Annotated in this window: 12 protein-coding genes; 2 read left to right on the forward strand and 10 right to left on the reverse strand. The window is 69.1% G+C overall.

The genetic code is table 11. The annotated features are described in order from the left end of the window. Positions 1 to 44 precede the first annotated feature (44 nt). Positions 45 to 1382 carry a sigma-54-dependent transcriptional regulator gene (locus ACZ3HV_RS38955; RefSeq protein WP_465692192.1) on the forward strand — a complete coding sequence of 446 codons (1338 nt, stop codon included), beginning with the start codon at positions 45 to 47 and terminating at the stop codon, positions 1380 to 1382. 1 nt (position 1383) lies between these two features. Here the strand turns inward: ACZ3HV_RS38955 and ACZ3HV_RS38960 are convergent, their stop codons facing one another. The 8 genes from ACZ3HV_RS38960 to ACZ3HV_RS38995 form a co-directional block, all read right to left on the reverse strand. Then, positions 1384 to 2001 carry a hypothetical protein gene (locus ACZ3HV_RS38960; protein WP_465692194.1) on the reverse strand — a complete coding sequence of 206 codons (618 nt, stop codon included), beginning with the start codon at positions 1999 to 2001 and terminating at the stop codon, positions 1384 to 1386. Continuing rightward, positions 1998 to 2795, reverse strand: a complete 798-nt coding sequence (locus ACZ3HV_RS38965) for an amidohydrolase family protein (RefSeq protein WP_465692196.1) — start codon at positions 2793 to 2795, stop codon at positions 1998 to 2000. The genes ACZ3HV_RS38960 and ACZ3HV_RS38965 overlap by 4 nt, the downstream gene beginning before the upstream one ends. Next, positions 2792 to 3856, reverse strand: a complete 1065-nt coding sequence (locus ACZ3HV_RS38970; RefSeq protein WP_465692198.1) for a hypothetical protein — start codon at positions 3854 to 3856, stop codon at positions 2792 to 2794. The genes ACZ3HV_RS38965 and ACZ3HV_RS38970 overlap by 4 nt, the downstream gene beginning before the upstream one ends. Then, positions 3853 to 5463 carry a hypothetical protein gene (locus ACZ3HV_RS38975; protein WP_465692199.1) on the reverse strand — a complete coding sequence of 537 codons (1611 nt, stop codon included), beginning with the start codon at positions 5461 to 5463 and terminating at the stop codon, positions 3853 to 3855. Before ACZ3HV_RS38975 ends, ACZ3HV_RS38970 begins: the two co-directional genes overlap by 4 nt. Positions 5464 to 5486: 23 nt before the next feature. Further along, complete coding sequence (locus ACZ3HV_RS38980) at positions 5487 to 6791, reverse strand: hypothetical protein (protein WP_465692201.1); 1305 nt, start codon at positions 6789 to 6791, stop codon at positions 5487 to 5489. A 9-nt stretch (positions 6792 to 6800) separates the two neighbouring features. Beyond that, entirely contained in the window at positions 6801 to 7640 is an 840-nt protein-coding gene (locus ACZ3HV_RS38985; RefSeq protein ID WP_465692203.1) for a hypothetical protein, read from the reverse strand. 27 nt (positions 7641 to 7667) lie between these two features. Next, positions 7668 to 8294 carry a hypothetical protein gene (locus tag ACZ3HV_RS38990; RefSeq protein WP_465692204.1) on the reverse strand — a complete coding sequence of 209 codons (627 nt, stop codon included), beginning with the start codon at positions 8292 to 8294 and terminating at the stop codon, positions 7668 to 7670. 131 nt (positions 8295 to 8425) lie between these two features. After that, positions 8426 to 9694: an RNA polymerase factor sigma-54 gene (locus ACZ3HV_RS38995; protein ID WP_465692206.1), complete on the reverse strand. Its 1269-nt coding sequence runs from the start codon at positions 9692 to 9694 to the stop codon at positions 8426 to 8428. 101 nt (positions 9695 to 9795) lie between these two features. Here ACZ3HV_RS38995 and ACZ3HV_RS39000 point away from each other — a divergent pair, with 101 nt between their 5' ends. Continuing rightward, on the forward strand, positions 9796 to 10995 hold the full coding sequence (locus tag ACZ3HV_RS39000; protein WP_465692208.1) for an MFS transporter: 1200 nt from the start codon (positions 9796 to 9798) through the stop codon (positions 10993 to 10995). A 296-nt stretch (positions 10996 to 11291) separates the two neighbouring features. On the opposite strand, the gene ACZ3HV_RS39005 is transcribed toward ACZ3HV_RS39000, so the two are convergent. Together ACZ3HV_RS39005 and ACZ3HV_RS39010 are read right to left on the reverse strand one after the other, a co-directional pair. Further along, entirely contained in the window at positions 11292 to 11465 is a 174-nt protein-coding gene (locus tag ACZ3HV_RS39005; protein ID WP_465692210.1) for a CsbD family protein, read from the reverse strand. 28 nt (positions 11466 to 11493) lie between these two features. After that, complete coding sequence (locus ACZ3HV_RS39010) at positions 11494 to 13194, reverse strand: SulP family inorganic anion transporter (RefSeq protein ID WP_465692212.1); 1701 nt, start codon at positions 13192 to 13194, stop codon at positions 11494 to 11496. Positions 13195 to 13401: the final 207 nt, after the last annotated feature.

Genomic DNA, 13401 nt, shown 5'->3' on the forward strand with positions numbered 1-13401 from the left:
GTCAGAGGCCCACGCCCTAGCGGGGTTGTTTCCCGGGGGATCTGATGACGTGGGTGCTCGACCTTGGCGTAGGTGCACGTACCAAGGCGATCGCGCGTGCAATCAGCGCCGCACACCACGACCTGCGCCTGGTGACAGCTCCCGAACCAGGTGAGCTGACCGGCGTCGTCGTGTGCTCGGCCTTCTCCCGCGATCTCGAACAAGCGCTGGCGATGGCGGCGTCGTCCAACGCCCATGTGATCGTCGTGTCGGAAGCCGGACACAGCCTCGAGCCCTGGTCGCTGCTGGCGTGTGGTGCGACGGATCTGATGATCTGGCACGACGATCCCCGACCGATCCAGGCTCGCCTCGAGCGACTGATCGAGGTGGAGAACGTGGTCGAGTCTCCACCCGTCGCCGACGTCATCCGGGGCAGCAGCCCGGCCTTGCGACAGGCGCTGCGAGACCTGGTCACGGCCGCCAAGTTCGGCGGCGGGCCGATCCTGATCACGGGTGAGACCGGGACCGGGAAGGAGCTGGCCGCGAAGGTGGCGCACACGGTGAGCGCGGCCGGCCGGTCCGGACATCTCGTGGTGGTGGACTGCACGACCATCGTTCCCAGCTTGTCCGGCTCGGAGTTGTTCGGCCACGAACGAGGTGCGTTCACCGGCGCGGTCAGCGTGCGAACCGGCGCGTGCGCCGCGGCGAACGGCGGGACGCTGATGCTCGACGAAGTGGGCGAGCTCCCCCTCGAGCTGCAGCCGGAACTGCTGCGCGTGGTCCAGGAGGGTATGTACAAGCGAGTCGGCGCGGACACCTGGCAACACACGAGCTTCCGGCTGATCTGTGCCACCAACCGCGTCCTCGAGGACGACGTCACCGCCGGCCGGTTCCGGGCCGACTTCTACTACCGCATCGCCGCGTACTCGGTGCAGCTGCCACCGCTGAGAGACCGTCCCGGGGATCTCATCCCGCTGTTCCGCAGCTTCCTGTCCGAGGCCCAAGGCCAGGCCGAACCGGCGGAGGTGACACCCGAGGTGGAGGTCGCGTTGCGGCGCCGTGACTACCCCGGCAATCTCCGGGACCTCCGGCAGCTCGCCCACCGGGTGGCGTCGCGGCACGTCGGCCCGGGGCCAGTCACCCCAGGAGATCTCCCGCCGTCGGACCGCCCACTGTCCACGGACGGTACGGCGGACAGCCGGGCGCCGACCCTGATGGACGCGATCCGGCAGCAGCTGCGGCAGGGCATGACGCTCAAGGAACTGCGCGACTACGTTGCCGACCTGGCGGTGGCGGCCGCGATGGAGGATTCCGGTGGCAGCATCCGCGCGGCCGCGGCACGCCTGGGCGTCACCGACAGGGCATTGCAGCTGCGCCGGGCGAAGCGTCGTACCGCGCGATGAGCTAGGCGGCCATCGCCTCCAGCTCCGACGCCAGCTCGGCGTACAGCGGATCCCGCAACTCGTGCGCCAGCTCGCGGTAGAAGTCGGCGAGCTCGGAGTAGGTCATGTCCGGGCCTGGTGAGGGACCGCCCGCGGCCGTCCACTTCCGCTGCGGAGTCGCCAGCGCGACCGCCAGTTTCACCCGCGCCTGGACGACGGGCTCGACCGCCCAGCCGAAGGCGGGCGCATGGTCCACCGGCGGGTGACTCATCGTCGGTTCCAGTTTGGTGAATCCCAGGTAGTGCCACCTCCCCGGCTGGTTGTACGCCGCCGGCGTGGGTTTCGGCTTGGCGTTCACCACCACCGCGTAGACCCGCAGGTACTTCGCCATGCCCTTGCTGAGCGGATTGCCGCGGGCGTCGGTCCCCACGTAGGTCGCGAGCACCCCGCTCGGAAGGTTTGCCTTCTCCAGGCGGGCGCCGAGCTGAGCCAGGCCGGAGCGGATCCCGGAGAGCGTGTGTGGCTTGATCTCCACGTACCCCGGCGTGCGCAGAGTCAGGCTCTGCCCCGGCGAGGATGCGGGCGGAAGGAAGCTGGTCGCCCAGTTCCGGACCTCGGACTCCTGCGGTGTGATGGTCATCGTTCGTACCTCCGGTTCTGGGTGGCCGCTCGATCAGGCGATGGCCGGGCCGAGCGGCGGGCGGTCCGGGTCAGTCGCAGGAGGTTGCCCCCGAGTACCAGAGCGGCGTCCTCGGCGGACAGGTGGAGGGCGTGGATCTTGCTGATCTCCACCGCGGGATGGAGGAACGGGCCGTCGGACCCGAACAGCACCTTGTCGGGTCCGGCCCGGCGTACCGCATCAGCCAGTACGTCGAAGTACCGCACGCCGGCCGTGTCCGTGAACAGGTTCGGCAGCCGGACCAGTTGGTCGACGAAGGCGATCTGCGCCTTCCAGTCGTCGGCGAACGAGGACAGGTGCGGGATGATCCACGCGACCTCCGGGTACGACGTCGCGGCCATCTCCACCGTCGCGGTGTCGCCGGCCGGGTCGTACAGGATCGGCAGCCGCCGGCGCCGTGCCACCTCAGCCACCTCACGAGTGATCCGGCCGTCGCGCCAATGCACTTTGATGCCACACGCACCCCAAGCACGCGCCTCGTCCACCATGGCAGCGATCCGGCCCCGATCGGTCACGGGATTCACGAAGGCGAAGCCGAAATAGCATCGCGGCTCCGCGGTCACCATGGCGCCCACGGCTCGATTGGCCGTGCGGTAGTCGGAGGTGAGTGGAGCCAGCAGCACGGTCATGTCGATGCCGGCCTCCTTGGCACGCTCGCGGTACCGGTCGAGCGATGCGTCGGTGTCCCACGGGCCGGTGAACCCGTCGCCGAGGCCGGCGTGGCAATGCGAGTCGATGACCAGCGGGCGTCTCATGCCACGCCTCGCTGTCCAGCGTGCAGCGCCACGGTCAGTCGTTCGAGATCGGCAGGCGAGTGATCGGCTCGCACCAGGACGGTGAGCATGACTCCTCGTCGGCACCGGGACTGCTGCAGTAGCGCGCGGATGCCGGCCGACTGAAGTCGCGACCACCACCTCTGCGCGTCCGAACCCGGCAACGGGATGCTCACGACCGGAAACGGCAGGCCGTTGACCGACAGGCCGAGGTCATGCAATCGGCCGCGCAGGCGCAGAACCTGCCTTTGCAGCTGGGTACGGCGAACTCGGTTGCCGCTCGGGTCACGCAGAGCCGTGCCCGCAGCCGCCAGATCTGCGGCCGAAGGCGGACTGCTGTGCACCCGGTTGCCACCCTCCCCCGCCAGCCGCCTGATCGTCGTGGAATCGCCGGTCGTCACCGCCAGCGGCGCCCCGAAAGCCTTGGCCAGCGAGGCGACCCACACGATGCCCGCGTGATCCAGTCCGCACCACCTCGGCGTACCGCTGCCGTCGCCGAACACCTCGCCGCGCCGTTTGTTGCCTAGGACACCGAATGCCAGCGAGTCGTCGACGATGAGTGCGCCACCCGTCTCGCGGGCCAGCTGCTGCAACTCCGGCAGCGGCGCCGGCCGGTTGCAGCCGGGGCACCAACCATCGGTCAGGACGAACAGCCGTCGTCCGGCTATCGGGACGATCGCCTCCGGGCTGTGGTGCCGATACCTGCGCACCACAGCGCCGTTGGCTGCTGCCCGCAACGCCGCCCACTCGGCGAGCGAATAGGCCGCCGAGTCGATCGCGACGACGTCGCCGCGTTGCGGAATCATCCCCATCACGTCCATCAGCGCATGCAGAGCGGAACGTCCGACCACGCCGGCTCGCGCACCTTGCGCTGCCGCGACGGTGGCAGCGACTCGGTGCGCATCGGCCGCCTCGTGCAGCACCGCCGGTACGCCGGTTGTGAGCGAAGCCCATGGCGGCAGCGACCCGCTGCCGTGGTGCAGGCCGAGGAACAACGACGAGGTGAAGTCGAGCCTCGGGTCCAGTGCGGCATGACCGGTCACGCTCGGCGGATTTGCCGGCCGCCGCGGCGCGCCAGCAGGACCGAGGGCATCGTGGCGTCGACTGTGGTCGCCAGATCGACTCCGGTGACGGTCCGGTACGCGTGCATGTAGCGCTGAACTTCGTTGCGCCAGGTCAGTGCCCAGTTCGCGGCGTCCTCGCGGGTCCGGCTCGACTCGTTCCAGCGTCCGTGCCGGATCGAGAGCAGCAGTTGTTCGCCATGGACGGCCAGTTCGAAGAAGTGCGTGATGCTGGCCTCGGGCCAGCCCTGGATGCTCTTCATCGTGTCGACCCGGTCCATCCAGTCCTCTTCGTACGGAACCATGGTCGGGCCGCCGAGGAACTCCCGCATCTCCGGCTGGGCGAGGATCCACTGCATCGTCAGCATCTCCGCGCGCGCCACCAGCGGAAGGTCGGCGAACTGGTTGTGCGCCCCATGCGCGAGGACCAGGTGCACCTCACGCAGGCTGCTCAGCAACGGGAACGCGTCCGCGTCGACGGTCTTGTCGTCGCGTTCCTTGTAGAACTCGTGCGCCGCGTGCAGCAGCGCGTGGAAGCCCTCGAGGAACTGCGTCCGCCGATCCACCATCGTGTACGGCGGTGGCACGGCCCGGCCGACCAGCGGTAGCCCGTACTGCACCATGTACTCCGCCGCCCGGCGACGTACCGTCAGCCGGCTCTGCTCGTCCTCGGCGAACCCCCACAGCAGGTTGCGCAGTGGTAGCAGCGGATTGAGGTCGAACCGGGCCAGAGCGTCGTACTGCGGTCCGATCCGGCGGTTCTGGAACCGCGCGAGGATGTGGTTCATCGTCTGCACGAGACCACCTTCCTCATGCCAGTAGTTCCAGATGAGCTCGACAAACGGCACATTCGGCAACGGGAACAGCGCAGCGGGTCCGCCGCCGGCCCTGGTCGCCACACTGACGTCGTTCCGGACCGGAACGTCGGCGGCGAAGCGCAGGAACGGCTGGGCCAGGTCATCGCGCTCGCTGCTCACGTAGGAACGCTCGAGCCCGCCGGCCACGGTTCCCGGCGAGATCTCGTGCTTGAGCAGCTTCCGCTTCTCGACCGCGCGCAGCGGGTCGGCGGCTGCCTCGACGAAGGTCTCGGCGGCCCGGAACAGCCGGCGGTAGGCGTCGGTGCCGAACCACTCGGGTCCGGACAGACCGGTGAGCTTGGGCTCGACGAACTCGTGGAACTCCTCGAACCGCAACTGCCCGGTGAGTTCGCGGATGAAGCTCCAGAGCACCTCGTCGTCGCTCTGCGGCGGATCTCCTGCCACCAGCGCGACCGTCTGGGTCGGTACCTGCGCAACAGCCGCGGCGAGCACCGGGATGGTCACCTCCGGGTCCCCCTCGAAGGGCCCGGTGTCCTTTCCCCTGGTGATCGTGAGCGTCTTGGACCCTTCGACGCTGAAGAGCATCTCGGGTTCGAAGTCCAGGCCGCGCCGCATGCGATGGGCGATGCCGGTGCCGAAGGGGTTGACCTCGTCGGTCGCCACAGTGAGCCGGAAGGTGTAGTCGCCCGGGTCGTCGGTGTCCTCCAGCAGGAGCTGCAGGACGGCCAACTGGCCGGCCCGGATGGGGTCCGGTGTCCACGAAACTTGCACGGTCGTGTCCTTTCAATCGTTCTTCATGACGCCCGGCGCGCGGACGGCAGGTGGTTGGTATGAGGTCGTTGGACGACGTCGAGGCTGCTGCGGACCGCCCAGGCCTGGAGGAGGGCCGACAGCAGGTCGCTCTCCGCCTCCGGGCTGATCAGGTCGGCCGCCTTGGCCTGGCCGATGACGGCGAACACCAGCGACGGTGGACGGCGCGCCATCACCGCGACGTCGCCGGCCCACTCGCGATGCAGCCGGATCAGCCGCGCCGGCTGGCGTTCCCGGGCCGGCCAGATGTCTCCGAGCCGCCGGCCATGCAGGGCTGGTGAGCGGTGCGCGAGCAGCAGCCGGACGAAGGACGGGATCGCGGCCTCGAGCCGTTCCAGGTCGGTACGACGGCCGGCCGGCAGCTCGTGGGTCGGATAGAGCTGCTTCCAGGTGTGCCGCATCGCTGCCCACTGCGGGTGCGGGTACACGGCCTCGCCGATGGTCGCGCTGATCAGGACACGCAGGTACGGAACCGGATGCGGGTCACTGCCGGACGGCCGGAAGACGAAGAAGGCCGGCAGGCTGACGACGGCGAGCAGACCGACCGTGGACGTGATCCCGAGCTTCCCGACCGACCAGCAGTCGGCGACGATCTCACTGATCCACTTGTCCCACGTCGGCCAGCAACCCTTGGGATCCTTGGTCGCCGCTCGGGCGATGTCGACCCGCAACGACTCGACCAGCCCCAGTTGCGCAGCTCCCTGGTGCCCCACCTCGTGAACCAGTGAGCTCGCGACACCGCTACCCACCATGCGCTCCCGGGGCACCCGGATGATCGCGACCGGGTTCGAATCGCCGCCGGGCAAGCGCGTGCGGGCCCGGCGGATCGCGGCACCGGGACCGCGGGCGAGGTAGCACACCGCCGGCACCTGCTCGTAGCCGTCGAGATCGAGCCGGAGCGCGTCCCGCGCCAGTACGTCGAGACCGGACAACCACACCCCCGTCCCGTGCTCGCTGCGCTGGGTGATCACCTCGGTGAACAGATCGAACTGGGACAGCACGTCGTTGAATCCCAGCCGGATCAGCACGAAGCGCCGCTGCTGTTCGGCCGCGCCGGCCCGACGACCCTGGCCGTGCAGCCAGTCGAGATATCCATGGACCTTCTCCCGAAGGCGGCCGCGGCCCGCGTGCAGGAAGCGCTCGATGATCACCTGCGCTTCGTACGGGAGCGTCGCGGCGAGCACCATCGTCTCGTGCAGCGCGAAGGGCCTCACCTGGTCCAGACGGGCCAGCAGCCCTCGAGCCTCATGCTCGAGCAAGCGCGTCGCCAAGCCTCCGGGATCGACCATCGGAACCTCTCACGCACCAAGGACGACGATGCGGCCACCCCGGCGTACCCAGCGCCCGGACATGGCCCGTGACCCGTTGCTGCTGGGCGGACGGCCTGCCGCCTCGCCCTCGCCCTCGCCGGACTCGTAGTCGTCGCCGCCCTGCCACCACCCATCGGGCTCGCCGCCGTAACCGCCGCCGGCGTAGTCGTCCCCACCGCCGGACCACGGGGCCGGCTCGGCGTACTGCCACGCCGGCCGGTAGCCGCCGCCGTACGAACGCCGGCGCGAGCGCCACGGCGACATCCGCTGGCCGGATTGGAGCAGGCTGGGCGCGTAGCGGCGGGCCGAGCTGATGCTGGCCGCACGGACGGCTGCCCGCATCGGCACGTTCTGCGGGGCGCGCGCGGCATTGGAGTACGCGCCGCGGGCGAACCGGACGTAGCGGCTCGCGGCCTCCCACTCGGCCTCGACCTCACCCATGGACTCGGCTTCCTGCGCCTCGAGCAGACCACCTGCCATCGATCCCAGCTTGGCACCGATCGCGGTCCCGGCCCCCGGCAGCACCATGGAACCGAGTGCTCCGCCGACCATCGGCAACGCGGTCTTGGCGACGTTCTTCAGTACGCCGCCCAGCGCCTTGCCGATCGGCGACTTGACGAACTTCGACGCGCCCTTGATCACGCTGCTGGCCAGCTTGCCGAGGAACCGGTCCAGCTCGGCCTCGGTGGTGACCTCCAGCAATTCCTGGACGAGCTCGGCTTCCATCGCCTCGGCTTCGCCCTCGTAGGCCTCGCCCGACTCCCACTCGGACTCGGCCTCACCAGGAAACTCGTAGCTCTCCCCCGGGATCTCAAATGCCTCGTACATGCCGGTGTCCCTTCTTTCTTGGCTGTATCACGCGTCGAGGATGATGATTCGATTGCCGCGACGGATCCAGCGGCCCTCGCTGCCGCGACCGCCGCCGGCCGCACCCCGGGCCCCCACCAGTCCGGGCAGATGCCGCTGAGCCGCGGCGATGGCAGCCCGCTGGGCGGCCACCGCGGGCGGCATCGTGGGAGGCGCCTGCGCGGCGCCGCGGGCGGTCTCCTCCGCGAAGCGGACGAAAGCGCGTGCGGTCTCGTACTCGCGGTCTTCGGCCGACAACCCTTCGGTCTGCAGCCCCAGCTCCAGCTTGCCGCCGAGCCACTGACCGGCCCGCTGGCCGATCGCGCCACCCCGCCCGGGGGCCACGGTGTCGCCGACCAGCTTCCCCAGTTGCGGCAAGGCCTGCTTGGCCGCCGACTTGAGGATCCCGCCGACCGCCCGGCCGGCATCGGAGCCGGCGAAGCCGCGGGCCGCGGAGATCGCCCTGCTGACCAACTGGCCGAGGAACCGGTCGAGCTCGGCCTCGGTCGTCACTTCCAGCAGCTCCGAGGCCAGCGCCAGCTCGTTCTCCGACGTCTCGCCGAACTCCTGGTACTCGTTGTACTCACCCTCGCCGAAGGCTTCGGACTCGAACAGCGCCCGGTCGATGTCGTGCATGGATATCTCCTTCTCCGCGTGGTCTCACCCACCTACTGCACAATTCGTGCCAACTCGGTGGAGCGCCCGTACGGCGTGCGGATGCGAAGCGCTCTTCGTGCGGAAGGACTGGATCGGACCTGCAACCGAAGTCAGGTTCGGCGGCGGAGCCCGCCCGCGGCGATGCCCAGTTCGGCGCGGTACTTCGCGACCGTCCGTCGGGCGACGATGTGTCCGCTGTCCGCGAGCGCCCGGCACAAACGGGCATCGCTGACCCGGCCGGCCGCGGCCAGTTCGGCGATCCGCGCCTTGATCGCGACCGCACCGCCGAGCAGGTCGGCGAGTGCGACGATCTGCCCGTCCGGATCGCGCAGCAGCTTGCCGGCAACGCAGCGGCTGACCGTCGACGGGTGCAGCCCGAGCTCGACGGCTACATCGGTCCGGGTGAGCGGGACGTGGCCCGCCGGCCCGCGCGCGAAGTACCCGGCCTGTCGATCGACGATGTACGTCGCCACCCGGCGCAGCACACTTCCCCGGATGTCGAGTTGGCGGAGCAGCTCTCGGGCAGCGCGTTCGTGTCCGCCGAGCCAGGCCACGGCTTCGGCGTCGGCCCGAACGGCGGGCGTCACCTCGGCCAGGCGCAGACCGAACCACTCGCTGTCGGGAACCTCGACCTCGAGGACTCCCGAGCGGGTGCGGTAGACGAAGACATCCGGGATCCCTGACGAGTCCGACCGTTCGGCTACCTCGACGGCGGCGACGGGCCGCAGCTTCGCCCGGACCAGCCGGAACGCTGCTTCGACGTCCTGCTGCGAAAGCCGGAGCACTCCGGCGACGGTCGCTGTGTTGCCTGCGGCAACGGCTTCCAGGTGGTCCCGCACCAGGTCGACGATCCAGGGCTCGGCCTCGCCGGCCGTCACGAGTGCGCGGGCCTGGGCGAGCAACAGGTCGATGACGGAGGTCTCCGCGACGCCGACCGGTCCGGCCGCCTTGATCGCGCGGACCGCTTCGGCGACCGCGTGCGGTGCGATGCCGTGCGCTGCCGCGATCTCGTCCGGCTCGGCGTCGAGCAGTCCACGGCGGGTGAGATGGGCGATCACCACTGGCAGCACCTCTCGGCAGTCCGACCGGATCTCGCAGGCAGCGGCCGACTCCAAGGTGTCGAACGGCATGACGGTTGGATCGCGACCGGTGTAGCGAGGTACAGCGGAACACCGCGGGCAACTGTTCGTCGTACGGTGGCGACCGCACCCCGGGCACGCCGAGCCGGAAGCACGCTCCAGCATCGGGTTGTCGTTGAGTGCGCGCTCCACTGTGCCGGACAGAGCGTCGTACCCGAGCGGTAGCAGCCGGAGGGAATGCAGCAGGCCAGGAACAGCTCGAAGCTCACCCCGAGCCCCCAACTCCAACCGAACCGCCATCCCCGGCCCCACCTGTCAACGGTAGGCCTGAGACAGCGCCTGGCAACGGCGTCGGGACAGCTAGAGTTCGGTAGTCGTCTTACATATCTAGGTGGGGGCTGATGCTGGACCGGTCCGAGTCCGCGCTGCAAATCGTCTTGCGGTCCCGTTTCTACCGTTCTGCGTTCCTGTCCTTGCTGATAGCCGGCATCGGGCTGTCGGCCGCGACTCCTCAGCTGACCCTGTTCCTGGTGCTCGAGCTCGGCACTCCCCTGCCCGTGGCGGGGTTGTACTACGTCACGAACCTGGCTGCCCCTGTCGCCGGCTACCTCGTTGGTCGGTGGTCGGACCGTACACAGGACCGGCTTTTCTGGTTCCGGGTGTGCACGGTGATCGGAACTGCCGGCTGGCTCGCCATGGCCGCGGCGAACACGGTCTGGCTCCCGTTTGTCATCAGCACTGTCGCGCTGAGCATCGCCGGCGGGTCCATGGCCCAGCTGTTCGCCGCATGCCGGGACGAGCTGAGCCGGCACCCGACGAAGGCCGAGAATCGTGTCGTCGCGACCATCCGGATGGCATTCACCGTCGGGTGGATCCTCGGGCCAGTGCTGGGCAGCTGGTTCGGCGGTGTCTTCGGGCTCCGAGCGCTGCTGGTCGCCACCGCTACCTGCGTCTTCGCAGCACTCATCCCGCTCGGCCGCCAACGAGTCGAGCGGTACGAGGTAGTGATTCCGCCGCGACCCGGGTCCCGGCGACGGATCGACCACATGATGCCGCTGCTCACCTTCACCGCCATCTGCATCCTGGCGATGACCGGCGACACGATCAAGTTCGGCTACCTGCCGATCTACATGGCCGAGCAACTCCACATCTCCGACTCCGTCCGCGGCGTGGTCATCGGAATCCAGCCCCTACTCGAACTACTGCTCCTCCCCGTCGTGGCGCGTCTGGCCGACCGCTTCGGAGCACTCCGCATCATGACGGCGGGGACCGTGCTCGGCCTGGCTGGAAACCTCGCCTACGCCACCAGCACCTCCGTCGCCGGACTCCTCCTCGGACAAGCGTTGACCGCGGGCGTCTGGGCCTGCGTCGGGGCCCTCGGAGTCTCCATCGCCCAGCATCTCTACCCCGAAGGCGTCGCCACCGCGTCCGGCATCTACCTGAGCAGCATCGCCGTCAGCTCCGCCATCGGCGGCACGATCGGCGGCATCGGCGTGGCCGCCATCGGCCTCCCCCACGTCTTCTTCATCCCGGCGTTCCTGACCACGCTCGCCACGGTCGCTTTCGTCGTACTCGACACACGCCTCAAACCGATCAGCTGAATGCGTGTCAGCGGGCGCACTCTCTGCCCACCAAGCACCCGACATCCACCGGTGGTGTCCGCTAAGCGGTCGACTCAGAGAATTTCGGTATACACGGTCCGAAATACGCTTCTAGTGTGGAATTGCTCGCCTGGCGGTTGTAACCCCCACAACCGGACAGCCTGACCGAAATGCGCTGGGTCGCGCGACCCTCACCCCAAGAGGCGTGCCACTGCCCCGCCCGGTCCAAGCAGTTGTCCGGCACCGCCAGGCGGCCTGCGCCCTACGAGACGACAGCACCACGGACCGTCCACGCCTCAGTCCTTGAAGGCGTCCTTGACCTTCTCGCCGGCTTGCTTGAGGTTTGCCTTGGTCTGGTCCGCCTGGCCTTCGGCTTGCAGGTCGCGGTCATCGGTGGCGTCGCCGGCCTTCTCCTTGACCTTTCCCTTGGCTTCCTCGGCCGCATTCCGAAGTTTGTCGTCCGTACCCATCGATCTCTCCTGACCTGGCTCCGATGTTCTAGGTCTCGGGTGCCCCTCCCCCGCCACTCCATGCGTGGAAAGCTTCTACTGCGGTGGGGAGGGTGTAGAAGACGCGGTTCGGGCCCAGGCGGTCCAGGAAGCCGGCGGCTTGGAGGTCGTCGCGGAGTTCTTGTTTGACGCGGGCCAGGGCGAGGGTGATGCCGCGGTCGGCGAGTTCTTCGCGCAGCGAGTCGAGGGCGTCGATCGCGGTGATGTCGATCTCGATGTTCGCCTCGGTGTTGAGGAGCAGCCAGCGGACCGGCGTACCGGCGGTGTCGACCGCGGCCAGGGCGCGGCGGCGGAAGTTTTCGGCGTTCGCGAAGAACAGCGGGGAGTCGTAGCGATAGACCACGAGCCCTGGGACGGGCTGGGCGTCGGGGTAGTCGTCGACGTCGTGCATGCCCGCGATACCTGGCACGTAGCCGAGGATGCCGTCGTGCGGTCGCGCGACCCGGCGCAGTACGTCGAGCACCGACAACGCGACCGCCACGAGTACGCCGTACAGGACGTTGAGAGCGATCACGCCGATAGTCGTTGCCACCGCCAACAACAGCTCACTGGACCGGAAGGACGCGATCCGGCGGAACTCGCCGAGCTCGATCAGCCGGAGGGCCGCGAAGACCACGAGCGCTCCGAGCGCCGGGATCGGGAACGTCGACAGCAGCGGCCCAGCGAACAGCAGAGTCGCGACGATGACCGCCGCGGCGACGAGCGAGTACACCTGGCTCTTCGCTCCGGATGCTTGAGCGACCGCCGTACGGCTTCCACTACTGCTGACCGGGAAACCACGAACCAAGCCCGCGCTGATGTTCGCCAACCCGAGAACCAGCAACTCCCGGTCGGCATCGACGCGCTCATCACCTCGGGCCGCAAAGGCCCGCCCGGTCAGCACAGTGTCCGTGTAGCCGACCAGCGCAACCCCGAGCGCGGGCAGCGCGAGCAGTGCGAGATCTTCTCCGGTCAGCGCAGGCACGTGCAGCTCCGGAAGGCCGCTCGGCACCTGACCGACCAGCGCCACTCCCTTGTCCTCCAGTCCCGCCGCCCACGCGACGAAAGCGGCCAGCGCAACGACGATCAGCGGCCCAGGCAGCCGAGGTGCCCAGCGCGCCAGCGCCAGCAACGACGCCAAGGAGGTCACCGACAACAGCACCGGCGCCAGCTGCCACTCGCCGAACAACCGGATCGCCGACAACACCTCGGCCGGCGGCGAGTCTCCGCTCACCGGAGCGCCGGTCAGCCGCCCGAGCTGACCGCTCATCATGATCACCGCGATTCCGGCCATGTACCCGACGAGCACCGGCTTCGACAACAGATCCGCAAGAAACCCCAGCCGGGCCACCCATCCCACCACACAGATGGCCCCGACCATCAACGCCAGTACGGCGGCCAGCAGCGCATACCGAGCCGGATCACCCGCAGCCAGCGGCGCGATCGCCGCTGCGGTCAGCAACGCGGTCGTGGACTCCGGCCCGAGCGACAGCAACCGAGACGTGCCGAGCAGGAAGTAGATCACCAGCGGCGCCAGTGAGACCCAGAGCCCGGCGACCGCGGGCAGCCCGGCGAGCTGGGCATACGCCATCACCTGCGGGACGAAGTACGCCGCCACCGTGACGCCCGCGATCAGGTCGGAACGAAGCCAGGCCACGCGGTACTGACGAAGTGTCGCAACCCCGGGAGACGACAATCTCCAGCCCGCCATCGCGAACCCCCCTCGCCTCGATCATTGTGCACGCGACCCCGGCCCCAGGACACGCAACTGGAGCTGAATGCCGAAGCGTACGTCGGGATCGTCGAGGTCGAGAGCACCGACGTCGACGGCGCGGCGGAGGCGGTAGCGGAACCGCCCAAGCCACCCCCGGCACCTCATGCCGAGCGATCGCCGCCGGAACATACTCCCCCAGCCACT

The sequence above is a fragment of the Kribbella sp. NPDC020701 genome, assembly GCF_055562215.1.